The organism is Celeribacter sp. SCSIO 80788 (genome assembly GCF_051054295.1).
Taxonomy (GTDB): Bacteria; Pseudomonadota; Alphaproteobacteria; order Rhodobacterales; family Rhodobacteraceae; genus Celeribacter.
This window is the reverse complement of the sequence record NZ_CP150482.1, coordinates 551,130-576,463: the sequence shown is the minus strand read 5'-3', so window position 1 is coordinate 576,463 and position 25,334 is coordinate 551,130. Positions and strand designations below refer to the sequence as shown.

Here is a 25,334-nt window from a genome sequence, read left to right as displayed (position 1 = left end):
GGGAACTCTCTTCGTCAGATGTCGGGAATGGCGCTCACCGCAGACGCGCCTTGATCAGAGGGCGGGTCAAATAGCTCAGAACCGAGCGCTTGCCGCTTTCGATATCCACCTGCGCGAGCATGCCGGGGCGGATGGCGTAGTGCTCACCGTAGCGTTCGAGATAACTGCGTTCCGTCCGCACCATGACCCGGTAGAAATCCTGCGGCCCCTGCGCGGTGTCTTCTTCCACCGTGTCCTCGGAGATTTGCGTCACCGTGCCACGCAGATCGCCATAGGTGGAAAAATCATAGGCGGTGATCTTCACGCTCGCAGGCATGCCCGGCGCAACAAAGGCGACATCCCGGGGCAGAACCTTGGTCTCGATCAAAAGCTGATCGTCCGTGGGCGTGATCTCCATGATCGGTTCGCCCGGTTTGATCACGCCGCCCAGCGTGGTGACCTCGATATTGTTCACCCGCCCGGCCACCGGAGAGCGCAGTTCCGTGCGCTGGAATTCATCGCGCTTCTGAACCAGATCCTGCTCCAGAGACATCAGCTTGGCGCGGCGTTGGGCCAGATCCTTGTAAGCGTCCTGCACATAGACATTGCGGGTCTCGTTGATCTTGCCGTCCAGTTCCGCGAATTTCTGTTCGAGCTGCAAAAGGTCGATGCGGCTGACCGCCCCTTGCGCGGTGAGCGGGCTGGTGATGTCGATCTGTTGCCGGATCGAATCCCGCTCCGCCTCAAGGGCGCTCAGAGACGCCTCCAGCTTGGTGCGTCGCGCCTCGAAAAGCCTCAGCTCGGTCGCCTCCGCCTCATTCGGCGCGTCCCCGAAATCGAGCACCGGACGTTCCAGCACCTCGGCCTCCAGACGCGCCACTTCGGCGCTCAGGGCCACGATTTCCGACTGGGTCGCAAGAAAGGCCGACTCGGAGCGGGTCGGATCGAGCCGCACCAGAACCTGCCCTTCATCGACGATGTCCCCTTCCTGCACCAGAAGCTCGGCGAGGATCCCGCCTTCGAGGCTCTGAATGGTCTGCATCCGGCGCAGCGGGATGACCCGACCGTCGCCGCGGGTGATTTCGTTGACCTGCGCCAAAGCGGCCCAGCCGATCGCAATCGCAATCGACAGCACGATCAGCTTGATCGTCAGGCGGGCCTTTTTCAGAGTCTGCCGACGATAGCTGCCGTCAATGTAGCTGGTTTCGATCAGGTCTGTATGACTGGTGCTCATGTCACAGCTTTAACCGGGTGTTTCTGTACGGAAGTTGCACGGGCGGCGTTGAGGATTTTCAAGAGATCGCCATCCCGTGCCACCCGGCCCTCCTTGAGGACGATCGCCCGCTCGGTCAGGCTCAGCAATTCCCTCTTGTGGGTCGAAATGATCGTCGTGCGCCCTTGCAGCCATTCCTTGAGATGCGCAATGACCTTGGCTTCGGTGACGTGGTCGAAGGCAGAGGTGGGTTCATCGAGAAGGACGATCTTCGGGTCCTGCAACAGGATGCGCGCCAGACCGATCGACTGTCTTTGCCCGCCGGAAACATTGCTGTTGCCGGTGAGTTGCAAATCGAGCCCGCGCACATGACGGCGCACGAACTCGCCCAGCCCGACGGCATCCAGCGCCTCAAGCAGCTCGTCATCGCTATGGGTGCCGTGGTCGAGCAGGAGGTTGTCGCGCAGCGTCCCCTGAAACAGGGCCACGCTCTGCGGCAGATAGCCGATCTGGCGGCGCCGGTCGATCGGGTCGATCTGGCTCATCGCGAGATTGTCCAGAAGAACGCTGCCCGTGGCCGGATCGGTCAGACCGGACAGAAGACGCAGCAGGGTCGACTTGCCCGCCCCGTTGCCGCCCAGAAGCGCGACATGCTCCCCGGCCTTGATCTCAAGCGCGGGAATAGAAATTACCGGCGGCGCGGAGGGATCGTGACGATAGGTCACCTCTTCGAGCGCAAAGGCCCCCGAGAGGTTCGGCGCACGCACGAAATGGCGGTCGGACGGGCGCTCGACCGGAAGCGACATGATCTTGTCGAGCCCTTCCATCGCGGCCCGCACATGCTGCCAACGCGCCAGAAGCCCGGAGACCTGCCCCATCGGCGACATAGTCCGGCTCGACAGAAGCGTACAGGCGATGAGCGAGCCAACGGTCAGCTCCCCTGCGCTGATCAGGTAAACGCCGGTGATGATCACCCCGGCATAAGCGATCTTCTGCACCGCACTGACCATGTTGGTCATCAGAGAGGTGATCTCGCGGGTGCGCACGGCGGTGGTCGCCATGGTCGCCGTCAACTGCGCATGGGCGCGTTGCAACCGGCCTTCGGCGCGTGCGGCCTTGACCGTTTCGAGGTTCGAGATGGTTTCAAGCAACAGCCCGTTGAGCGCCGCCCCTTCCCGAGTGTTCTCCCGCGAGGCTGCCGCCAGACGTTTCTGAAGGAAAATCCCCGGCAAAACGGTCAGGATGACACCGGCCAGAACGACAAGAGCAATCGGCCCGCCGATAAAGGCGATGATGCCGACAAAAATCAGCACGAAGGGCAGATCGCAGATCGCGGTCACGGTGCTGGAGGTAAAAAACTCCCGTACCGTCGCGAAATCACGCACCTGATTGGCAAAGACGCCAGACGAGCCGGGCTGATGCGCCAGACGCATATTGGCGACCTTGTTGAACAATTGCGCCGAGAGCCGCAGATCGAGATCGCGCCCGGACACGTCGACCAGAGAGGCGCGCACGATCCGAAGCGCCACCTCAAGCACAATGGCGATGCCCACGCCGCTGGCCAGAATCCACAACGTGTCGAAGGCGTTGTTCGGCACCACCCGGTCGTAGACCTGCATGGAAAACAATGCCGTCGCAATCGCCAGAATATTGGCCGCCAGAGAGGCCAGCATCACATCGCGGTAAACCCACCAGTTTTCCATCACCGGCCCGAAAATCCAGTGACGCCCGTCCTTCTTCTTCTGATCCAGACGGTTGGACACGATATCGAGCGGTTTTGACACGAGAATGCGGCCGTCATAGCGCTCCTCAAGAAGCGCCCGATCCCAGATGGCACGGCCACCTCCGGCTTCTGGCAATATGACCTTGGCTTCGCTTTCGGACAGAGCTTCAAGGACGACAGTATGCCCCTCTTTCAGGAACAGCAGAACCGGCAGGCTGTGTGTCGGGAAGGCACTGAGGCTTTCATGGCTGATCCGGCAGCTCATATTGGCACGCCGCAGCGCGCTCGGCGCCAGATCCGGGCTCATGCGCTCCCCGGCCTTCGCCGGCAGACCATCGGTGAGTTGCGCCAAAGACGTGGAAACGCCCTGAACCCGACACAGCTCAATCAATCCTAGAACAAGCGGATCTGAAATGAATTGCTCTTGTTTCAAAGGTTCAATCCTCTCTCAGCCTTCATTGTCCAACCGATGACGACAGGATCAATGTCCCCAGCACACCTAGGTCGCGTGCGGTCTCATATTCCGTGCGTTTGCGTTCATCGTAGCTGTCGATCTGGTCAATCTCGGAATCGTAGAGATCGCGTCCCGTGGTCAGCAGATCGATCAATTCGCGCTGGCCACCGATGAACTGCTGCTCATAGGTGTCGAGGACCCGCTGGGATTCCTTGAGTTCCGCTGCGCGGGACATTTCACTTCGACGCAGCATCTCAAGGCTGACAAGCGCGGTGGTCGCCGCATTGGTCAGATCCTTCTCGACCCCGCTCATCGTCGACTGGGCTGCGGCCAAGTCCAGTTCCGCCGCCTGAACTTCACGACGGCCCAGACCGCTTGAGCTCAAATTCATGCTGGTCGCAATCCCGACCGCCGTACGGCTGTTGCCACCATCGAGATCGACACGCCCCTGTGCCTGAAGCGAAATCGTCGGGAAACGCGCGGCTTTTGCGGTCTCGACACCGGCTTCTGCCTCGTCGGCCGCCGCACGGGCGGCAATATAATCGGGAGAAATGCGCACCGCCGTCTTGAGCCGCGCTGAATCCGCGTACATCTCGGCGAAACCGAGCGCGGGAATGTCGGCAACCTCGCCGGGATCGCGCCCGATGAGATAGGTCAGCTGCGCCAGCGCCATCTGACGGTTGGCGACAAGCTGCGCCATCTGATCCTCCGCGCGGACAATCTCCAGACGTGCGCGTGCGACCTCTGCCGCATCACTCACCCCCGCACGCGCCCGGTCCTCGGCCTGCTTGGCAATCCGACGCGCAAAGGCTTGGTAATCCCGAGTGCGCTCGATCTTGCGGTCCATCACCTCGACATCGAGAAAATAGCCCGCCAGATTGAAGGTCAGATCTTCAACCGCCATTTTCAGGTCGGATATCGCCTGGACACGAACCTGAGACGCCGCCTTGATTTCGCTGCGGATCAGCCCCCAGTCGAAGAGGACCTGCGTGACTGTGAGCGAAACGCCAGCCCCATCTCCATCGGTCGTACTGCTCTCCGCCGAAAGGCTGATCGAGGGGAAATATTCGTCTCGCGCGGCTTGAATTTCGATCGTCCTGCGACTGACTTGCTGGCGCAGCGCATTGACTTGCGGATCTTGTTCGGTCGCGATCAGAGTGGCTTCCTGAAGAGACATCTGCGCGAAAGAACTCGCACTCGACATCAACAGAACAGTGGCCGACGCAGCGACACCCAGCGCAGTGCGCAGGCAACAGGAACGAAACATTCGGGAGCTGCCATATCGTTTCATAAAGCGTTTTCCGCGAACAGATCAGACAGCAGGTCGGAACCGGCACCCGTCAGATTTTCGAATAGAACATTGATTTCAGAGGATGTTTCAGAAACCGCGTCAGCAAACCCGACGCCGCTCTCATCCCCCTCGATCGCCACCAGACTCTCCTCAAGATCACTTGCCGCCAGCTCATCGACAGTCGAGCTTTTTTGGCTGCTGCCCCGCGAGGAGCTGTCGTCGAAAAAATCCACGGTGCTTGACGTCGCCAGCCCGGCCAATCCGGCCCCCACCAGCAACAGCGGATCGGTTCCCTCATGTGCGGCGGTCCCTGGCGCCTCGCCCGATTGCGGTTGCGTCTCGTCAGACGTCGATACGTCGTCAAGGACATCCGCAACAGCCTGCAACTCGGGTTCAGGCGCCATCAGCCCGGTCACCAACACATCTCCGGTTTCGGTCACCAAACGGCTGTAGTCTCCATCTTCGCCCATCACGAAGAAATCGTCGATCGCAAGAGAGTCGCCCGAGGTGAAATGAACAGTCAGATCCGCGCCATTTTTTTCATATCCTGAAATATCTTGGGCAGATTCCAACAGGAAGATTTGCTGCGGCTCCTCAAGGTAAAGACGTGACGCGACCTGTCGCTGGGCCACCCCACCATCCCCATAACTTCGCAACACAACCTCAACAGGCATTGATCTCTCCGGCCCCCAGAATCTCACCATCACACCAAAATCATCGCATCGCGCTTACGCTGCACACATAAAAGGCGTATCTTGGAATCACCTATTAACAGGTTCCCGCTGATCTTGGGATAGGAAAACTATTCTAATGGCTGGAATATAAATTCTTTACATACAAATGGCATAAAACACTTCGCAGAAGCAACACAATAAGAATTGTGGGCATTATATTCCTATACGTAAGATTAGTTTAGAATCTTCAAAGGTCACCCTCGTCACCGACACCAAGACCCGACAGCAAAGTTTCACCATCGCCGAAGAGCACGCCAAGCGCCTCTTCCACAACCGTATCCCCAAGAATGCTGTCGGAACCGCTTTCACCAGCTCCCCCATCCCCATCGAGAAGCGTCTCAAACTCACTATCAACACCGAGAATGTCGCCCGTACCGAGCCCAAGAATGTCGCTCAACAGGCCATCGACCTCAGGGTCGTATTCCACAGCCGAACCCTGACTGTCTGTCGGATCGATGATGCCACCGTCCACAAGCATCCCTGCGAGACTTTCAACACCGGCAAGGCCCGCGAAGAGATCATCGACGACATCCCCCACAACCGCCGACACATCTTCAAGCGCAAGGCCGAAGGGATCGTCATCCCCCAGAAGCCCGGCCAAAAGCGTGTCCTCTCCTCCCAAATCCCCATCAACGGTGCTTGCACCGAGCAGGCCATCCAGGAAGCCATCATCATCGCCGTCAATCAGGTCGGACACACCATCGCCAACGGCATCCAACGCCTCCCCGGCCGCGTCGACAACCGTTTCCGCAGCGTCGACCACAGTGTCGACAATCACATCGCCCGAACCCGCAACCTCATCCGTGACATCGGCAACGACTTCGTCCACGGCGGCGGCAGTGTCTTCACTGCTCTCACTGCCCCCAAGCAAACCACCCAAAAGGCTGCCTTCACCCAACAATGTTCCGACGAGCCCATCCTCGCCGAGCAAGGTTCCGACAAGGCCATCCGAACCAAGCAATGGATCGAGAAGCGGAATATCTTCGACCAGCTCATCGAGAATCCCGTCCTCCCCCACGATTCCATCGAGTACGGAACCGACAAGACCGTCTTCACCGACCAGCCCCGCGACGAGGCCGTCTTCTCCGAGCAGCGGATCGAGCAGCCCCGTCAAAAGCCCATCATCGCCAAGGAGATCGCCCACAAGCGGAACGTCTCCGAGCAAATCGTCCAGAATGCTGTCATCGCCGAAGAGCCCGCCCAACAGGCCATCGTCACCGATCAGAACTTCGACCAGAGCGTCGATCAGCCCGTCTTCGCCGGCGAGGCTCTCCAGAAGCCCGCCCTCGCCGACCAGCGCATCCAGCACACCATCCTGACCGAGCAGATCGGACAAAAGCCCCTCGTCGCCCACCAGAACGCCAAGCAGCCCATCTTCGCCGAGAAGACCGCCGAGAAGGCCATCTTCCCCCAAAAGCGCGTCGAGCAGATCGTCGACGAAGCCTTCCTCGCCCAACAGACTGTCCAGCAAACCGTCTTCGCCGACAATCCCATCCAACAGACCGCCCACGATGCCGTCATCTGCCGTAAGGCTGTCGAGCAGGTCGACTCCGTCTTCTGTTGCCGTCTGGGTCCAGGATGTGGTTGCGGTCAGGGAGGAGGCTCCCCCGTCTTCACCGGCGTCTTCCGGCAAAGAGGCGGCGACAGGAATATCCGCCGCTGTTTTGATCGCACCTCCGGACAGCGCGACACCGTCCGCCGCCGCGTCCAGAGCCTCCGCCAGACTTGTTTCATCGAACAAGTCGCTCTCGGAGCCCCCCATCAGCGTCCCGTCGTTCAAATCCGACAGAACCCGAACACCCTCTTCGACCGCGGCGTCAGAGATGGACAGGGACGATGCAGCCCCCTCATCGGTGGAAAACATCACCGTATTGGGGGTGCCATCTCCGGACGTGACAGAGGCCGCCAGAGCACCAAGCCCGCCAGACTGCGCCGCCAAGCCCATGCCGATCGCGCTGGCCGCAACGGAAAAGCCCGTTTGCCCGGAGCCACTCGAGGGCGAAACGCTCGAAGCGCTCGGGATGGAAGCGGCAAGGGTGGACGCGACTTCACTCGCCCCCTTACGCGCCCCAATGTCGCTCGCAGTCTTTTCCTTCGCCACTCTCAAGGCTCTCCATTCTAAGTGATCGTATCTCACCGCACCAACGGCTCAGACAGACCGGCTCCGCGCGCCACCTCCCACCACAAACGAATCCGAAAGCGGCAAACGCAGAACTATTACAGTCGATAGTATGTATAAATCTATCCCTTTGCAACACCATGCTCAACCTGAGCATGTTACGGCGATAAACGCATAAAAATTTATGTACTTTTCAAGAAAAACAAACGGAAATCCGCGCAAGCCTGTGGTTTTTTATCATGCAAAGGCAGCAGCACCGGACGGGTATCGCCCCAAGCAGGCCGTCACAAAACCCGTTACGATACGAGTGACAATCCAGATCATTGCGCCCATCACAACGTAAAAACGTGCATCCCCGAAAGCATCCAAGGCGACGAGCCCGAACAAACCCGCTCCAATCCAGAAGGTACGGATAATATAGAGGAAATGGGCATCCAAGATCGAATTTTCTCTTTGTGACCAATAGGCTGCAACCACTCCGGCAAGTGCGACAACCGGGACAACAAGGCCTACGGCCATAAAGCCATAAAGGATTTTTGCTTTCACAAGCGCATCACGACCCTCAGTCCTCCGATCATTTCGGGAGGAAAAACTGCTCCTCAATCGCGTCATCAAAGGTCACCGCCTCCACAGCAATACATACTTTTGATAACATACAACTAAAGTATATTTTCAGGCAATTCATAATTTCGGCCACAGAAACACGCCGAAAGCGGAGCGCGCATTTCGGCGTTCGGTTTCAAGGAAACGGATTCATAGGAAATGCCGCGGCAAGCCGAGGCCCCGATATCCCCACGGACGAGGCCGGACTTTCCCGGACACAATTGCTCTTTGCCGCCCGTCTCGCCCTATTCTCCAGTGCGAGAGCCATCCCGGCCTTGACCTCAGGCCAGACTGCGTTCGTCCCGACAACAGCCGCCTGTCACCCGCCGAACAAGGGGCGGCAAGGGGACAAGGCCCCATGCCTGCTCATTGAAGATCGTACAGCAAAAGTTCTTTGCTCACCTCGGCGAACGGATTTCGAGCCGCAAATCGGGTATGAAATCCGCCCGCTTTCCGGTTCACACGAACACCAGAGATCCAATTGGCTTGCCCTCGAGACGCATCCGGCGCAACGCCCGGTAGGTCGCGAGGTTTTCTTCGATCTCTTCCGGGGTCAGGTCGAGTTTCAGCGTGGCGCGGGCATCGTTTTCGCGCCCATCCAGCCCATAGACCAGCGCCAGATTTCCTCGCACATAAGACGCGGCAGCGGGGTCTTTCACCAGTTCCTGCAGGATTGCGGTGCCGCGCAGAATATCGCCGGACAGCGCGAGGGACAGCGCGTAATTGCTCCGCAGGATGAAGTTCGTCGGATAAAGCTGCAACCCGTCCTCATAGACACCTTGCGCCTGCTTGTGGCGTGACAGCGTGTCGAGCGCAACACCTTTACCGGTCAGCGCCGCCACATTGGTGCGGTCCACCCGAAGCGCCTTGTCATAGGTCTCGAGGGCCTGTTCGGAATGGTGCATCGCGAGATAGACACGCGCCAAAGTCGTCAGGACCTCGGCATTGCCCGGAGCAAGCTCATGCGCCCGCAACAGCACCGCCTCCGCACGGCTGTTCTGCCCCATGCGGGCATAGCTGTTCCCGGCCCCCAGCAAGGCAGGCACCGAGGTCGGATCGATCACCAGAACCTTTTCAAACAGCCGCGCGGCAGTTTCATTGTCGCCCGCCTCGGACGTCGCCTGCGCCAGCCGTAGGGTTTCCGAGCCGCCACCGCTCGTCGTCTGGGTGGCCGTCTCGGTGCCAAGCGTACAGGCAGACAGGCTGAGGGCAACCAGGATCGGCGCAAGCAGTCGGTTCATTCGGATCATGGTGTGCAAGGGTCTACTCCGATCGGGCGATAGGTCATTGAGGATAAGTAAGGCAGAAGACCGCCCCACGACAGCAGATTGTTTGTGTCCCAGGGACGCGATGCACTTCATCTGACCAGCATGACCTTTCCACAGGACACACCTTCAAGCGTCAGGTCCGCTTCTCCGACACCAATGCCGAGAAGATTGAGAAGGGCGTCGAGCACCGCATCGATGGGGGTCAAAAGTGCAGTCAGCAACATGTTCGGCAAGGTGGTCAGGATCAGGTTCACCAGTGCGACCACCGGCGCCAAAAGCAGTTCGAGAATCCCGCCCAGAAGCGACTGGCTGTCATTGCTGACGCTGATCTCGAGGTTGTCCGGGTCCAGAAGGCTGGCCACGGTCGAACTCAGCAACCCCTCGACGCCATAGGTCTGTGTCTCGCCGATCTGGGACACGAGAAATTCCGTTTCCGGCTGTTCGGATATCCCCGTCGCAACATGGGATTTGATGTTCAGGGAGAACAAGTCGATGGTGATCAACAACAGGCTCAGTTCCAGATCGAGAAACTTCGCGGGCTCCAGCAAATCGGCATCCAGCGGGGTCGTCGTGTCCTCGAAGGTCGGCGCGTCGAATTCACCCAGAAACAATTCGAGCACATGGTTGCCCGTCGTTCCGGTCATCGGCGCAAAGCCCGTGTCGAACCGCGCCACCACATCGTCCGCATCCCCGGCATCGCAATTGAGATCCGTCAGCGTGGCCGTGGCGCTCGCAATTTCGGCATAGAGCGGCAGACGCAAAGACAGCACGGACACCCCTTCCCCTATGCCATCCAACAGGCTCGGGGACAGATCGAGCAGCAACTTCAGCCGAACCTGCGCCGTATGCACCGTGGCACCGCGATCCCCCAGCGTGATCCAGCCGGACCCCGCCTCACGCTCCCCGACGATCAATCCCAGATCGGTGTCCAGAACACCCGGAATGTCGAGATCGACACTCGCCTCGATATAATGATCCTGATTGAGAATCTCGACGCTCGTCATCAGGAGGTCGAGGGCGGTCACGGAGATTTCCCCAAGAATATCCTCGAGTTGCAGCGCGATATTGTCGCCATCGATTGCAATCAACTGCGACGCATTGAGAGTGCTGGACACCACACCATTCAGAATGGCGGTCAGCACATCGGTCGAGCCGGACACCAGCCCGGTATCCAGCAGCGCCCCCGCCACATTGAGCAGGTCAATCTCGGAATTCAGAATGTCTTCATAGCTCGCGGCGGTCAGGTCGATCCGGTTCGCCAGAGCATCGGTGAAGGTCAGCAGGTCGATATTCGTATTGGCGAGGGCCTCGTAATCGAGGGCCGTGAGCGACAAAGAGGTGCCCAGAAGCTCTTCGAGCAACGCGTTCAACAAGCCCTCATCGAGCGACAACAGGCGCGAACCAAGGCTGAAGGAGGCGAAATCGAACCGGGCCGCCGTGGCCGACGCCTGCAAAGGCGTGCTGTTCGTGCCAAGAAACAGCGATGAGAAATAGAGCGGCGCGTCATCCGTGAGGACGACCTCCGCCGCATTGGTCCCGGTGTCGGCCAGATCCCCGCCGGTGAACCGCGCCTCGGGCGAGACGGCAGCGTCATAGAGGTATCGACCATAGGTCAGGCTCTCCAGATCGGCGGCAGCCAGCGCATTGCCCTCCACCGTCTCCTGCGTGTTCAGCGCCGGGCTGTCGTCGAGATTCAATACGGCACTCACCGCCGCCATATCCGCGCGGGTTTGCAGGGTTTTCTGGTCGAAATAGAGCGAGCCCAGATCGACCCCCAGGGCCAGAAACCCGATCGCCACGGTCATGAACAGCGCGACCACGATCGCAACCGCACCGCGCTCATCGCGATGAAAGCGATGTACACGCCCCTCAATACGCAAGGTAACTGCTCCGGGTGATGTCGGCGATCCCGATGCCAAGGAACCTGTCCGCAATATCGACCGCCGTTCCGCTCAGATCGTAGGTCAGCGTGATCTGTAGCGCTGTGACGGTCAGCCCGTTTTCCGTCACCGGTCCAATAGTCGAAACGGTGCGGGAAATCTTGGAGCCGTCAAGAAAGGCAAAGCGCTCTCCGGGGCTGTTCAGAAAACTGTTCGCGCGCGCCTCGCGGTCGGCCATGAAGGGCTCGCTTACCGAATAGCGCACCGCCTCTGCCGCGAATTGCTGGAGGCTGTTGGCGATGGCGAAATACTGACCAAAGGCAATAATACCGAAAAGGATACTCATTAGCACAGGCAATACGAGCGCGAACTCCACCGCCGTCGCCCCCTCCTCCGCCTGCAAATGCCTGCGAACAAGACTCATCCCCCTGCCCCTCCCTGCATGATATTGTCGAGAATGCTCAAGACGGCGGGGCCGATCAGGACGACGAAGAGCGCGGGCATGATGAAGACGATCAGCGGGATCGTCATCAGCGCGGGCAAACGCCCGGCCTTTTCCTCGATCTGGAGCAGACGAGCAGAGCGCGTGTCCTGCATCAGGTTGCGCAGGGCGGCGCGAAACGGCGTACCATAGCGTTCCGCCTGAACCAGCGCGTTGGCGAACACGGAAATTTCCGGCAAGGGCAGACGCTCTTCGAGATTGCGCCACGCCTCCGCACGCTGCGGCAAAACCGTCAACTCGAGCACGAGTTGTTGCAGTTCGAGCGACAGGTCCGGGCTGCTGATCTGCAACTCGCGGGCAACACGACGCAGCGCCGGAACCGGGCCGAGCCCGGCTTCGCTGACGATGACCAAAAGTTCGAGCATGTCGGGAAAGGCCCTGCGCACGCGTTCGAGCCGCTTGCGGCGTCGCTGCACCAGAAAGGCGTCCGGCGCACGGGAAAAGATCAGAGCACAGCCACTGACACCGATGATGGCAGAGAGCGGCTTCACCCCGTCGCTCGAATTGAACATCAGCCAAAGCAGCGCCAGAAGCGCCCCGGCGACCGGCAGGACCAGTTTCAGGAACGCATAAACCAGATGCGCATCCCGACTGCGAATGCCCGCGGCTTTCAAAAGCGCATCCGACGCCTCCGCTTCACTGCCTTTCACAACGGACACCCGTTCGAGCGTCACGGCAGCCATGCGTGTCAAATATCCCTGAAGACGCTTGTGCATCGGGTTGGCCGAGGGCAAGGCCAGCGCGGGTCCCGCCTGCACCTGCCCCTTTCGGGCAATGCTGCGGTGCAGACGCGCGCGGCGGGTCCGCGCATCCCATAGGCCCCAGAACAGCATCTGCAACACGCCCAGCGCGACAAACAGAAGCAGAAGAAACAGGTATCGCTCCATATCAGACATCGATCCGCGACAGTTTGTACATGCTGGCGATCCCGAGGCTCAGGCTGAGCAACCCCAAAATCCCGAGGATACGGCCACGCGGGTCCTCGATGAGCGGCGCGAGATAGGTCGGGTTCATGAAGAAAAGAACACCCCCGACGGCGAAAGGCAGGCCGGACAGGATCACCGCGCTCACGCGTGTCTCCGCCGAAAGCGCCGCAGCCTTCTTGCGCAGTTTGCGGCGCTCACGCAGAAGCATGGCGAGATTTTCGAGCGTCTCGATCAGGTTGCCGCCGGTCTCCGCCTGCAACCCCGTGGCAACGGCAATAAAGCGCGCCTCAGGAGAGGCGATCCGGTCCGCCATACCCGACAGCGCCTCATCCAGCGCCATGCCCATACGATATTCCTCGCGACATCTGAGAAACTCTTCCTGCGCAATGCCCTTGGAATGGCTGGCGACCAGACCTAACGCCTCGCCCAGAGGTTGCCCGGCACGCAGCCCGCGCGCAAAGACATCCAGACAATCGGGCAAGGCTTCGGTGAAATGCCGCACACGCCGCAGCCGCAGGATGTCGAGCACGACATTCAGGAGCATCCAGCCCAGCCCCACTGCAATCAGGGCCGACAGCGCCACGGGCACCGCCGAAAACACCATCAGGCCAAGGAAACAAAGGGCAGACAGTGTCAGGACCAGGATCAGACTGGCCTGCGGGGTGAGATCCAGCCCGGCGGCACGAAGCCTTTGTTCCAAAACGCCGATGATCCCGCCACGCTCACGCTTGAGAACGGCAGAGGCAGCCTCCGACGCGCTTTCGGCAAGCCGTTGCCGCACCTGTGCGGAAGCGGCGCCGGGATGCGCCGCTGCGGCCCGCATCAATCGGCTTCTGCGGCCTCGGTTGGTCCGGTCGTACATCATCAGGCCAAAGGTGCTCAGCGCGACGCAGGCGGTAAAGATGAGCAGAAACAGAAGCGCGGACATCAGCATCGATCCGGCTCCATGATCTGTCGCAATGCCGTATCGAGCCCGTGCTCCACCGCCAGATCGCGAAAGCCCGGCATCAGACCGGAGGACACGAAGTCGCCCTGCACGGCCTCGCCGCCATAGGGGTGCGGCACGAAGTGGAACAGTTCCTGAAGGCTGACCACATTTCCCTCGACCCCGACGATCTCGGAGATCGAGGAAATCCGACGCACACCGTCGCGCATGCGCGTAATCTGCACGATGACATGAATCGCATCGCCCAATTGCTGACGCACGAATTCGGTCGGCAGGACCACACCCGACATGGCAATCATGTTCTCCATCCGGGTCAGGGCTTCGCGCGGCGTATTCGCGTGCAGCGTGCTCATCGAACCGTCATGCCCGGTGTTCATCGCCTGCAACAGATCGAAAGCCTCGTCGCTGCGCACCTCGCCGATGATGATCCGGTCCGGCCGCATCCGAAGCGCGTTGCGAAACAGCGCCCGCATGGCAATTTCGCCCTGCCCCTCGATATTCGCGGGCCGGGTTTCAAGGCGAACGACATGCGGCTGTTGCAGGCGCAATTCGGCGGCATCCTCAAGCGTCACGATCCGCTCCCTCACAGGGATTTCGCGCGAAATGGCATTCAAAAGCGTGGTTTTCCCGGACCCGGTGCCCCCTGAGATCAACATATTAAGCCGCAGTTGCGCGCATAGGCGCAGGAACTGCGCCATTTGTCGGCTCAAACTGCCCCGCGCGACCAGATCCTGAAGCGTCAGATCGTCTTTCGGAAATTTCCGAATGGTCATGGTCGGCCCGTCGACGGCCAGAGGCGGGATGGTCACGTTGATCCGACTGCCATCGGGCAGGCGCGCATCGACCAGAGGCGTGGTCTCATCCACCCGCCGCCCCACGGCGCCAACGATCCGCGTGGCAATGTTCAGCACATGGTCGTCGTCCCGAAAACAGACATCGGCGAGCTCCAGTTGCCCGCGCCGCTCGACATAGATCTGACGGGGGCCGTTCACCATGATCTCGGAAATGCTGTCATCCGCAAGCAAACGCTCAAGCGGACCCAATGCCAGCATGTCATCGACGACGTAATCGACCAGCTCCGCGGTCTCGACCCCGTTCAAATCGAGCTTCTGCCCCCGGCTGACGCTCAGAACCGCATCCCGAATGGCACTGCGCTGCGCCTCTGCGGAGAGGTGGCTCAGGGCACGCAGGTCCAGAAGCGCGATCACCTCCGGCGCGATCCGCCCGCCTAGCTGCATCACACGTTTGGTAAACTCCGGCTGATATTGCGCCCGCCCCGGCGACGCAGGCAAGGCAGGTGCCTCCGTGGGTAAAAGGCTGTCCACGCCCGCAAGCAGATCCTGCATCAGCGCCCGCTGCACCTCTCGCGACACGGTTTCTCCGCTCTGCGCCTGATACCAGTCGATCGCCGAACTCACCACATAGGGACCACTGCGGGCCCCTTCCGCCATCAGCGCCCGGACACGCTCCGCAATCTGAGCGCGGGCGGGAGAAAGCGATGCGCCTTGCCGAGGATCGGACACGCTCATTGCGACCTCTTTTTCCACCAGGGCTGACGCGCGGTCACGGTGACCGTTTCGCTGTCCGACACGCTCAACAGCCGATGCGCCAGATCGGCGACCTTTCGGGCATACCCGCTACGCGGAAACACGGATTGCAGCGGCGCCCCCTTGACCGAGGCGCGCGCAATCTCGACGGAACTGAGAGGCAGGACATTCGTCAACGGGCGGCCAAGCGCATCGGCGATCTCCTTGGGGCGCAACCCGGCATCGCGGCGGCTTTGTGACAAAACGGTCCAGACCCGCGTGGCCGGGCTGTGGCTGCGCAGCCGTTCGATCAACCGACCGGCGCTGCGCAACGCGCTGAACCCCGGCGCCAGCACCAGAACGACATCCTCCACCTCCCGCAAGACGGACACATCCTGCGCCAACAGACGGCGCGGCAGATCGACGACGGTCAGCGGGAATTCCTCTTTCAGAGTGTGCAGCAGCCCCGCAAGCCCCTCTTCATACCCCCCGAGCTGTTCCGGGTCATGAAGCTCTCCGGCATAAACGTACAAGCCCGGCACAACCTCTGCCATGCTGGATTGCAGATAGGTGCTGTCGACCCGCTCCGGTCGTTCCAGGGTCTCGAAGACACCCTGCGTCGCCTCGATGTCGAAATCCACGGCCAGAGAGCCAAAGGCGAAATCCGCATCGAGCAGCCCCACCCGCCCGGCTTTTGCGGCTCCGCTCTTGCCGGAGTTCGCCGGTGAAAGCTCGTCCAGACAGGCCACTGAAAGATTGGCAGCCAGAAGGCTGGCGCCCACCCCGCCCGACACCCCACAGACCGCAACGACACGGCCTTTTGTCTGGCTGTCAGGCACCATGGACGCGTCTTTCGGCGCAGCGAACACATCCGGCAGAACAAATTCCGCCTCCAGAGGCAGCGCCAGATAATCCCGCACCCCGGCGGCCAGAAAACTGCGATAGGCGGCAACGCTGTTTTCCCGCCCGAGCAGCACAAGCTCCCCGCCCTCGGCAACGATCTCCCGGACAGCTTCGAGATGATCGCGCATCTCCCCCTCTCCCAGTTCCACGATCATGAGTTTGCGGAACGGAGCAAGACCGGCCAGCCGAGCGACGGTTTCCAGTGTGCCGGTTTGCAGCGTGGCCCTGTCGCTGTCACCGAGCCGCTGCAACAGCAAGGTCACAGCATCACGCCCCTCTTCGGTGGCGACGAACGCGTCGATCTCGGGACGGACCGCAGTCCGGGACGGCACAAGTTGATTCATTGTCCGCCCTCCGCCGGGCTGTCGCGCAAGGCGCGCGCCGCGGTCGCCTCTGCGGCCAGAACATCCCCCGGCTCATGGATCATCACCGCCAGATTGGTCGCGCTGGCACAGCCGAGATCGGCGATGAGCTCTCCTGACGCACAGGACACCGCAAGACCTTGCGCGCGCACGGCCCGCAGGATGCCCACCTGCCGCCGTGGCGTCGGCCGCGCACCGAAGGACGCCTCCATCAGGATCTCGACCTTGGCTGCGCTGCGCGACAACAGCGACTGCATCATCTGCTTGCGTGCCGCATCGACGGCGGGCTTGCCGCTTCCCGGCAGGGTCGCAATCACCAGATCGCTGTCCGTCAGGGCGAGACCGTTCAGAAAGCTCATGACCCCCTGCCGCTCAGAGGCGGAGAGATCGCCTGCGCCGCTGGCGAATTGAAACTGATGCTGCACTTCGACATAGGGGGCCGAGAGACGTTGCATCGCGCCACGGTCCACGGTCGGTGTGGCACAGGCGCTCAGCAGGGAAAACCCGACAACGGCCCAGACAGGGAAAATTGGGATCGGTCTCATTGCAAAAGAAATCCTGCTTTGCCGTTGATAGTCCTGACGGACACAGGACCGTCGTTCGTGATCGGTTCGCCCGAGGACAAAGCGCCCAGAAAATTGCGATCGAGACTGTTCGCGGGGCTGAAATGATCGAGCGGTGTCTTGAACTGACCCGGAGCGGCCGGCTCGACGATGTAAGGCGTCACGATAATGACCAGCTCGCTTTCGCCCTTCTGGAAACTCGTCGAACGGAACAGCGCTCCCAACAGCGGAATATCCCCAAGCCCCGGCACCTGTTCGACGTCCTGCTGGGTCGAGGCGCTGAACAGACCGGCAATCGCGAAACTCTGGCCGCTGCCGACCTCGATGGTCGTGCTGGCGCTGCGCTCGCGGATCAGCGGCACGTTCTGCGTGTTGGTCTGGCTGCCGTTGGAGAAATCAAGCTCGCGGATTTGCGTGCGTACGTTCAGCTTGATCTGATCCGCGCGCAAGACTTCCGGCAGGAATTCAAGTTCGACACCGTAAGGTTCGAACTGAACCGTGGCCGTGTCGTCGTCCTGGGTGGTCTGATAGGGAAACCGCCCCCCCGCCAGAAAGCTCGCCTTGTCACCGGAACGCGCGGTGAGATTGGGCTCCGACAGGATGGTCAGGAGACCTTCCTTTTTCAACGCTTCGAGCGTCACACCCACCTCTAGACTGCCCGTGCTGAAAGGGCGGAAAGTCGTACCACTTAACGAGTATCCCCCATCCACACCAGATCCACCAGAAAAACCCGCCACGTACGCGCTATTCGAAAATGTGTGTCCAGATAGGACGTCCCAGCTCACCCCCAGATCCTCCGTCACGGTGCGGGAAACTTCCGCGATCTTGACCTGAAGATTGATCTGGGCGGGGGTGTTGAGCGACAGGGAATTGACCACCGTTGCCCCCGCACCGGCCAGTTGGCGCACCACGGTTTCGACCTTTTCAGCCTCCCCGATCGTGTCGACGCTTCCGCTTAACACAATCGCCCCGCCGATCTCGGTCACGGAAAACCCACCGCCCGGCTGCGCAGCCTGCGCGGCACGGTTCATCGCCTCCATGTTGAAGGACACGTTGACCGCACTGCTGAGCGTCACTTCCTCCGTCTCGTCGATCACGAAAAGCGTCGTTTCCCCGATCGACTTGCCGTAAATGTAGAGAAGTTTCGGCGATTTGATCTCGATATCGGCCACTTCGGGATTGGCCAGAAAAACCGTCTCTGCCGGAGTGTCGAGTTTGATCAGTTTCCCCTGCCCGGCAAACAGGTCGATCGCCCGGTTGCGGGTTTCCACAAGGGTTTGCGCCTGTGCCGGGACAAACACCGGAGCCAGCAGGAACGCGCTCAGGAAAAGCCGCAGGATCAGGGGCGTTCTGTCGATGAAATCGAGACGGTGTCTGGGGGCCATTATCAATCTGTCGTGCTTGAAGGAACGGAGACGACCGCCGCCGCGGCGGTCGTCGGGAGAGCGGTTGCGCCTGTTGTGGCCTGCGCCTTTGCGCCCGGGGCCTCCTGCAAAGAGGGGGCCTCCACGGTCAGCACATTCACCCGGCTTTCGGCGCCGCGCACGATGGACACGCTGTGGCTCGCCACCGGTGGCAGCGGCTTTGTCGTCTGGCCGGAAATCTGGGTGGAGAAAATCGGGACATCCTCGGCAATCACCGGTCCCTCCCCGGCATCGTCCTCGCTCAGAACCAACATAATGTCGCCCATCTGTTGCGCCAGAGCCAGAACCTTGGCCCCTTCCGGCGTCAATTCGAAGGTAACGATCTTCGGCGGCGTTTTGGGCTCCGCCTGCACCTCTTCCGCCGGTGGCTGCGTGGTCTGATCCGTCGCGATGATGCGCACATTGCGCAACACTGTACGGATCGCCATGATGTCCGCCGCCGTCTCGTAAGACAAAAGGATGTCGACACGATCGCCAAGGTCGAGCAACCCGGCCACCGCCGTTTCCGCCTTGACCGGCAGGGCGATGGCCCGCATCCCCTCCGACAGATTCAGCCGGGTCGGCACGGAAAGCGCCTCCGGCATGTCCCTCCTGACGTCCTGCCCCGTCAGATCGGCGTCGACAAAAGGCGTGCCTCCCGGAATGGTCCGCGACGCGATCATTCCCGTCAACACGGCCCGATGCGCCGACGTATCCGCGAGAAACCCGTCATGAACGGTGCCTTCCGTCATGTCGGCATAATGGAAATCGTCGGGCGAGACGCGGTCTCCGGCCTGAACGGTGCGCGACGCGACAAGAATACGCGTCGTCTGTGCCGTTCCGGAGGCGGCCTGGAGCACGGGCTGTGCAGTGGGTTGGGTGTTCGGACGAAACCCTCCCCACACCACAGCACCGGCCACCACAGCCGACGTGGCCAGAACCAGGGTCGCGCGCCCGGAGAAACCGAAGCGCGAGATCATGGTTTAGGAACAGCCGTCCAAGGTGCTATCGGTAGCGCACAAAGTCGTGTTGACCTTGGTGAAACCGGAATTGACGTTTTTCCCCAGATTGCTGACGGCGACAACGATCACAGCCGCGATCAGAGCCGCGAAGAGACCGTATTCGATGGCCGTCGCGCCATCTTCTTCACGCGCGAAACGCCGCATCAGGGTTTTAGACTGCCGAATGAATTTCATGGTGCATTTCTCCAAAAGTTGGTTCCCTGACCAACCTCATCCATATGAAGTCAGCCAAAACGCAAAACGTACTATCCAAACCAGAGACGACATTGCGATACATCCTTTAGAGAAGAAATATTGACAAATAGACAATACGAAAAGGAATTAAAAATTGCTGTAAGTATATAATATTGCAAGATTATTACATCACTTGAGATGTATTAAATATACTTTAGTATTTAAATTGAAATCTTATGTACTACAACTTCTCACCCACATTGCGCATATCCGCAGGGCCTATCCAGCACCTCCCAGATAACAGCACAGCAATTTTTCTCAGACCCGGGATGATTCTAGAGGACCCGAATGGATTGCCTGACGCCAGCGCCAATGGGAGAGTATCGGGCGATTTGACACGAGAAGGGGTCTGGCTCATCGCGACCACCGGGGCGTGAAGATGAGACAAAGCCTTTGAGCAACTCCGTTCGCGCAAGTGTGGCACGTGCGGGTCATCACGATCACGGATCACGCCTATGCCGCTCAGGCGCAGAGGTTCTCGGATTTCGTGCTGCCCTGCCACATCGCAAGCTACGGCATCCTGCCAACGCACGCGACGATGATCTCCATGTTGCGCCTGCTCGCCCTGTCCTATCTGGGCCAGAACCCCGATGCCGTCAGCCAGCGCATCGACACGCTCGACGCCATCAACGAAGAGTTGGACCTGTCGGAATAGCCCCCCCCCTGCAAGCCCGGCTTCACCCAATCGCCAAGCAGCCTGACCGGCTCAGCACAACGTGCCATTAACAGCGTGCCATTCTTCGATCCTCAATGAGGAAATCGCCCCAAGACCGTCCTGATCAAGCTCCGAAACGCCCTTCCATCCTGCCGGAATGCCGCTTTGAAGTCAGACGAAACCGCCTTCCCCAATGAGGCCACACCTTACATCCGCAATGGTTCAGGGGACACGGCGCCAAGTCCGACACGGGGTGTCCGTGCTATCCTATGCCTGTATGAGAGAGAATATTACAACAGGACGCTTTCAGAGCCGTAAAGTCATGCAGATCTGTCGTTCGCGGACAGGGCATCGCGGCTCTTCGCTGTTCCTGTAAGTTCTTCCGTCATTCCCCACGCATCCCCGGCGAAAACATCGAAAAAACCGGCCACAGCCGGATCGGGAAAACGCTTTCTAAGAGGTGGGTGGCGGACAGGAAGGGATTCGAACCCTCGAGACGGTTCCCCGCCTACACACTTTCCAGGCGTGCGCCTTCGACCACTCGGCCACCTGTCCGAGGCCGTCTATAGTGGAGGTGCTAAGGGGGATGCAACCCCCGGAATGACAGAAAATGAATGTTTTTTGACGTGCGGATCGGAAGGCCTTTTTTCCTTGGCTCAGCGAAAGGAAAAACCGCGCAGCAACCTCCGCTCAGGCCGCCGTTCAGTCGAGCAGAATCGTCACACGCCGGTTGTCCCGGCCCTTTTTCTCGATCTTGCCGAACCGGATGCGCCCGATTTCCGAGGTGCGCGCCACATGCGTGCCGCCGCAGGGTTGCAGATCGACCTGATCCGCCCCCTGCCCGATCCTGACAAGCCGCACCCGGCCCTGCCCGGTCGGTGGCATCACCGACATGGTCTTGACGATCGTCGGGTTGGCCAGCAATTGCGCGTCGCTGATCCAGTCGTCCGAGACCACCAGATCGCGCTCAATCAGCGCGTTGAGCGCCTCTTCCAGCGCCTGTTTGTCGGCGGGCGGTTCGTCCATCTTGAAATCCAGACGGCCTTTGTCCGATCCGATGGAGCCGCCCGTGACCGGCAGAGGGATCACCACGGACAGAAGATGCAGCGCCGTATGAACCCGCATGTGCCGGTGGCGGCGCATCCAGTCGAGCCGCTGTGTCACGTCCGCGCCAATCGGTGGCAGCGCAGCGGGTTCAGAGGGCACAAGAATGATCTCCGCCCCTTCGCCTTTGATCGCCGTCGCAATCGGCAAAGTCCTGCCCGCCCAGTCGAGCCAGCCACTGTCGCCGGGCTGGCCGCCGCCTGTGGCGTAAAAGATGGTCCGGTCGAGAATCACGCCCCCCTCGGGCGTATGGCCCGTCACCGTGCCGTAACTCTCCTGAAGATAGGCGTCCTTGCAAAACAAAGGCTCCGTCATGCGGTCTCCCCGTCACCTTCCCCGTCCCCCTCATCGGGTTCCAGATCCGTCGGTTCGAGCAGCGCAGTTTCCGGCACCACGACCGGCGCCGCCTCTGCCTCTGCCGGGTTGCGCGCCACTTGCAACGCCTCCGGGTTGCGCAGCCAGATGTCGCGTTGGGCAAAGGGAATCTCGATCCCCTCCTCGCCGAACCGCTTGGCAATCGCATGGTTGACGTCGTTTTTCACCACCATCATATAGGTGACATCCCGCAGGATCGCCCGGATCTCGAATTCGAGCGCATCGGCCCCGAAATTCAGAAACAACACCTGCGGCTTGGGATTGACCGTCACCATCGGCTGGTCTTCGATGATTTCCTGCAAAATGGCCGCCACCCTGCGCGTGTCCGTGCCATAGGCAACGCCCACCGGGATGATGACCCGCCCGATCTGGTTGCCGCGCGTGTAGTTCGTCACCTGATTGGAAATCAGATCGGCGTTGGGCACGATCAGGTCGGTCTTGTCAAAGGTCTCAACCCGCGTCGAGCGCACGGAAATGTCCTTGACGATCCCCATCGAGCCATTGCCGAGGTCGATCCAGTCGCCCTCAGAGATGGGCCGCTCGATCAAAAGGATGATGCCGGAGACAAAGTTCTGCACGATGTTCTGAAGGCCGAAACCGATCCCGACCGACAGGGCGCCTGCGACAATCGCCAGAGCCGAGAGATCGATCCCGGCGGCAACGATCGCCATGATGGCCGAGAGCACCACACCGATATAGCCCGCGCCCGAGACAATCGCGTTCTGGCCGCCCTTGTCGATTTTCGTCTTCGGCAAAACCGCCGTGGTGAGCGCCGTTTTCAACAGCCGCGTCAACCCCATGCCGATCACGAAGACCACCACAAGGGTGATGAAATTGGTCGGCGAGATGGTCACGCCGCCGAAGCTGATCCCCTCGCGCAACCGCGCCCAAAACTCCCAGAGCTGATCCTCCCGCATTCCCCAAAGAAGCGCGAAGATCGGCAATGAGGCGAGCACGATCAGGAAGGACAAAAGCACCGGCACAAGCGCGTCCTTCGCACCGTTCGGCTGACGGGTCACAAGCGCATAAAGATCGTAGCCCAGACGCGAGAGGATCGCGACAAAGCCCAGAAGACCGATGGAGCGCAACAGCGGAAACACAATCCCCTTGCTCGCATTCATATACCCTGCCGCCGCCAGCAACAGCGCCACGACTGCGGCCAGAAACACCACCCGCGCGATGATCCGCAGGATGAGCTGGGCAAAGCCGTGCTCCGTCTCCGCCTCACTCTTGTCCTCCTCACTGCGCGCATCGCCCGGGGTCAGGATACGGGCCAGCCGGATAAGCGCCAGACAGGCGATCGCGACCAGCGGAAAGGTCAGAACCGCCAGCGTCGATTCGCTGTAATCGTCTATATCGGCAAGCTGGATGAGCGCATCGTTGAGCACCGCCATGATGCCCGCGAGCGTCCCCATGGTCGTCGCCTCGGCGCGCCGCACTACACCGAGATCGAGAATCGGCTCCCCCGCCCCCGTCGGATAGAACAGCCGTCCGGCGATCCAGCGCCAGAAGAAATAGGCCAGACCGATTTGCGGAATGGAGCCGAACACGATGATGCCACGCGGCCCCAGAAGCCCGGACGCCCCCGCGGCAAGCGTGATCGCGATCAGGCCGGCGAGCGGCACGACGATCTGACCGATCGAGGCGAGAAATCCGGTGACGCCCTTGCCCGCATCACCCGAGACGCGTTTGCGCACCCAATCGGTCAGCCGTTCCGACCACAACCGCCCCCGCGCCACCAGCACCAGCGCGATCACAAGGTAAAAGACGATGGGCGCCGTATTGCTGCGAAGGGTCTGCTGACCGCTCTCCGAGCGGGCCGCCTCCGACACCGTGGTCCAGGCCGTCACCGCGGATTGCCCCAGCGCCTTCACCGCCGTCGGCCAAAGCGTCGGGTTGAGCGGGCTCTGCGCGCGCTGCATCAGCACATCGGCCTGCCGCTCGGTCAGCACCTGATCGATCTCGGAAATCAGCCCGTTGGCCCGGGTATAGGCCTCCTCGGCGGTTTTCACCGGCGCTTGCGCCGCTTCGAGTTGCTTGTTCAGTTCCTTGCGCCGCTGGGCGATCTCCGCGCTTTCGGTTTCCCCCTCGGCAGGCGCCGCGCCCAGGGCCTCGATCTGGGCCTTGAGCGTGTCGATCCGGGTGCCGTTGGAGTCCTCCGCCGCCAGAAAGCTTTCGCGCCAGATCACCAGATCGTCGCGCAATTGCTCAAGATCGGCGCTGCTCGTATCGCCATCCCCGATTTTGGTTTCGGCCGCGCTCGCGGCCTTGTCCCATTTGGTGTAATCCGGCGACGAACTGTCCTGCGCGCTGGCTCCAAGCGGCAGCGCGAGACAGAGGATCAGGAGAAGACGGGTCAGAAACTGTGCGATCATACCCCTTCATATACGTCAGGCAGAACGCGCGGTCCACGGTCTAGCCATTCGGGCACAGGAAGTTGTTTTTCCTTGAGGAACTCGGGGTTGAAAAGCTTGGACTGATAGCGCGTGCCGTAGTCGCAGAGCACGGTGACGATGGTGTGCCCCGGCCCCATGTCGCGCGCCATGCGCATCGCGCCCGCAACGTTGATGCCGGACGAGCCGCCGACGCAGAGGCCTTCGTGCTCCAGAAGATCGAACACCACCGGAAGCGCTTCCTCGTCGGGGATCTGATAGGCGAAATCCGGGGTGAAACCTTCGAGATTGGCGGTGATCCGCCCCTGCCCGATGCCTTCGGTGATCGAGCCACCGGACGATTTCAGCTCGCCCGTGGTGTAGTAGCTGTAGAGCGCCGCGCCCATCGGATCGGCGAGGCCGATTTTCACGCCCTTGGGCTGAAGCGCCATGCCGGTGCCCGCGAATGTGCCACCGGAGCCGACCGAGCAGATGAAGCCGTCGACCTTGCCGCCGGTCTGTTCCCAGATCTCCGGCCCGGTGGTTTCGATATGCGCCTGACGGTTCGCCGTATTGTCGAACTGATTGGCCCAGATCACGCCGTTCGGTTCGGTTTGTGCAAGTTTAGCGGCCAAACGTTCGGAATACCGGACGTAATTGTTCGGATTGGAATAGGGAGCTGCGGGGACCTGAACCAGCTCCGCGCCCGCGAGACGGATCATGTCTTTCTTTTCCTGCGACTGCGTCTCGGGGATCACGATCACGGTGCGAAAGCCCAGAGCCGAGCCGACGAGCGCCAGACCGATGCCGGTATTGCCCGCCGTGCCCTCGACGATCGTGCCGCCGGGTTTCAGCGCGCCGCTCTTCAAAGCGTCCTGAATGATGAACAGGGCCGCGCGGTCCTTGACCGACTGGCCGGGGTTCATGAACTCCGCCTTGCCGTAAATCTCGCAGCCGGTCGCCTCCGACGGGCCTTTCAGCCGGATGAGGGGCGTGTTGCCGATGCTGTCGATCATATCGCGTTTCAGGGCCGAAGGAGCAGACATAGCTATATCCTTTAAATCTCGCAGTCTCTGAATGTTTAGGACGCACATCCCCCGAACTCAAGAGAGCCGCAAAGAGAGAGGGAGGGCGTTCCGCTTTTTCGCATCATGTCGGAACAGGTGTTTCCATTGGT

21 protein-coding genes and 1 tRNA gene are annotated in these 25,334 nt (G+C 60.7%); 1 reads left to right on the top strand and 21 read right to left on the bottom strand.

Going from position 1 to position 25,334, the window contains the following annotated elements; genetic code table 11:
• Nucleotides 1-34: 34 nt before the first annotated feature.
• The 17 genes from V1471_RS03090 to V1471_RS03010 form a co-directional block, all read right to left on the bottom strand.
• Nucleotides 35-1,213 (bottom strand): HlyD family type I secretion periplasmic adaptor subunit, encoded by a 1,179-nt coding sequence (locus V1471_RS03090; protein ID WP_434286841.1) that lies wholly within the window; start codon nt 1,211-1,213, stop codon nt 35-37.
• Nucleotides 1,210-3,348, bottom strand: a complete 2,139-nt coding sequence (locus tag V1471_RS03085; RefSeq protein ID WP_434286840.1) for a type I secretion system permease/ATPase — start codon at nt 3,346-3,348, stop codon at nt 1,210-1,212. The genes V1471_RS03090 and V1471_RS03085 overlap by 4 nt, the downstream gene beginning before the upstream one ends.
• Nucleotides 3,349-3,370: 22 nt before the next feature.
• A complete protein-coding gene (locus tag V1471_RS03080) occupies nt 3,371-4,636 on the bottom strand; it encodes a TolC family protein (RefSeq protein WP_434286839.1) in 1,266 nt (421 codons plus the stop codon).
• 20 nt (nt 4,637-4,656) lie between these two features.
• On the bottom strand, nt 4,657-5,334 hold the full coding sequence (locus tag V1471_RS03075) for a BapA/Bap/LapF family prefix-like domain-containing protein (protein ID WP_434286838.1): 678 nt from the start codon (nt 5,332-5,334) through the stop codon (nt 4,657-4,659).
• A gap of 247 nt (nt 5,335-5,581) precedes the next feature.
• Nucleotides 5,582-7,495 carry a hypothetical protein gene (locus tag V1471_RS03070; protein ID WP_434286837.1) on the bottom strand — a complete coding sequence of 638 codons (1,914 nt, stop codon included), beginning with the start codon at nt 7,493-7,495 and terminating at the stop codon, nt 5,582-5,584.
• A 255-nt stretch (nt 7,496-7,750) separates the two neighbouring features.
• Nucleotides 7,751-8,059 (bottom strand): hypothetical protein, encoded by a 309-nt coding sequence (locus V1471_RS03065; RefSeq protein ID WP_434286836.1) that lies wholly within the window; start codon nt 8,057-8,059, stop codon nt 7,751-7,753.
• Nucleotides 8,060-8,574: 515 nt separating this feature from the next.
• Nucleotides 8,575-9,357 carry a tetratricopeptide repeat protein gene (locus V1471_RS03060; RefSeq protein WP_434286835.1) on the bottom strand — a complete coding sequence of 261 codons (783 nt, stop codon included), beginning with the start codon at nt 9,355-9,357 and terminating at the stop codon, nt 8,575-8,577.
• Between the two features lie 116 nt (nt 9,358-9,473).
• Complete coding sequence (locus tag V1471_RS03055; protein ID WP_434286834.1) at nt 9,474-11,264, bottom strand: pilus assembly protein TadG-related protein; 1,791 nt, start codon at nt 11,262-11,264, stop codon at nt 9,474-9,476.
• Nucleotides 11,254-11,688 carry a TadE/TadG family type IV pilus assembly protein gene (locus V1471_RS03050; RefSeq protein WP_434286833.1) on the bottom strand — a complete coding sequence of 145 codons (435 nt, stop codon included), beginning with the start codon at nt 11,686-11,688 and terminating at the stop codon, nt 11,254-11,256. The genes V1471_RS03055 and V1471_RS03050 overlap by 11 nt, the downstream gene beginning before the upstream one ends.
• The gene (locus V1471_RS03045; protein WP_434286832.1) at nt 11,685-12,653 is read right to left on the bottom strand and encodes a type II secretion system F family protein; all 969 of its coding nucleotides are present in this window, start codon (nt 12,651-12,653) and stop codon (nt 11,685-11,687) included. The genes V1471_RS03050 and V1471_RS03045 overlap by 4 nt, the downstream gene beginning before the upstream one ends.
• Before the next feature lies 1 nt (nt 12,654).
• Entirely contained in the window at nt 12,655-13,626 is a 972-nt protein-coding gene (locus V1471_RS03040; RefSeq protein ID WP_434286831.1) for a type II secretion system F family protein, read from the bottom strand.
• Nucleotides 13,620-15,167: a CpaF family protein gene (locus V1471_RS03035; RefSeq protein WP_434286830.1), complete on the bottom strand. Its 1,548-nt coding sequence runs from the start codon at nt 15,165-15,167 to the stop codon at nt 13,620-13,622. Before V1471_RS03035 ends, V1471_RS03040 begins: the two co-directional genes overlap by 7 nt.
• Nucleotides 15,164-16,411, bottom strand: a complete 1,248-nt coding sequence (locus tag V1471_RS03030; RefSeq protein WP_434286829.1) for an AAA family ATPase — start codon at nt 16,409-16,411, stop codon at nt 15,164-15,166. The genes V1471_RS03035 and V1471_RS03030 overlap by 4 nt, the downstream gene beginning before the upstream one ends.
• The gene (locus V1471_RS03025) at nt 16,408-16,974 is read right to left on the bottom strand and encodes a CpaD family pilus assembly lipoprotein (RefSeq protein WP_434286828.1); all 567 of its coding nucleotides are present in this window, start codon (nt 16,972-16,974) and stop codon (nt 16,408-16,410) included. Before V1471_RS03025 ends, V1471_RS03030 begins: the two co-directional genes overlap by 4 nt.
• The gene (locus tag V1471_RS03020) at nt 16,971-18,377 is read right to left on the bottom strand and encodes a type II and III secretion system protein family protein (RefSeq protein WP_434286827.1); all 1,407 of its coding nucleotides are present in this window, start codon (nt 18,375-18,377) and stop codon (nt 16,971-16,973) included. The genes V1471_RS03025 and V1471_RS03020 overlap by 4 nt, the downstream gene beginning before the upstream one ends.
• A gap of 2 nt (nt 18,378-18,379) precedes the next feature.
• Nucleotides 18,380-19,375 carry a Flp pilus assembly protein CpaB gene (gene cpaB, locus V1471_RS03015; RefSeq protein WP_434286826.1) on the bottom strand — a complete coding sequence of 332 codons (996 nt, stop codon included), beginning with the start codon at nt 19,373-19,375 and terminating at the stop codon, nt 18,380-18,382.
• 3 nt (nt 19,376-19,378) lie between these two features.
• A complete protein-coding gene (locus V1471_RS03010; RefSeq protein ID WP_434286825.1) occupies nt 19,379-19,591 on the bottom strand; it encodes a Flp family type IVb pilin in 213 nt (70 codons plus the stop codon).
• A 484-nt stretch (nt 19,592-20,075) separates the two neighbouring features.
• On the opposite strand from V1471_RS03010, the gene V1471_RS03005 reads away from it, so the two are divergent.
• Complete coding sequence (locus V1471_RS03005; RefSeq protein ID WP_434286824.1) at nt 20,076-20,306, top strand: hypothetical protein; 231 nt, start codon at nt 20,076-20,078, stop codon at nt 20,304-20,306.
• Between the two features lie 465 nt (nt 20,307-20,771).
• On the opposite strand, the gene V1471_RS03000 is transcribed toward V1471_RS03005, so the two are convergent.
• From V1471_RS03000 to V1471_RS02985, 4 genes are all read right to left on the bottom strand, one after another.
• Nucleotides 20,772-20,861: transfer RNA gene (locus V1471_RS03000), tRNA-Ser, on the bottom strand.
• 147 nt (nt 20,862-21,008) lie between these two features.
• The gene (locus V1471_RS02995; protein ID WP_434286823.1) at nt 21,009-21,725 is read right to left on the bottom strand and encodes an alanyl-tRNA editing protein; all 717 of its coding nucleotides are present in this window, start codon (nt 21,723-21,725) and stop codon (nt 21,009-21,011) included.
• On the bottom strand, nt 21,722-24,160 hold the full coding sequence (locus tag V1471_RS02990) for a DUF3772 domain-containing protein (RefSeq protein WP_434286822.1): 2,439 nt from the start codon (nt 24,158-24,160) through the stop codon (nt 21,722-21,724). The genes V1471_RS02995 and V1471_RS02990 overlap by 4 nt, the downstream gene beginning before the upstream one ends.
• Complete coding sequence (locus V1471_RS02985; RefSeq protein ID WP_434286821.1) at nt 24,157-25,203, bottom strand: cysteine synthase A; 1,047 nt, start codon at nt 25,201-25,203, stop codon at nt 24,157-24,159. Before V1471_RS02985 ends, V1471_RS02990 begins: the two co-directional genes overlap by 4 nt.
• Nucleotides 25,204-25,334: the final 131 nt, after the last annotated feature.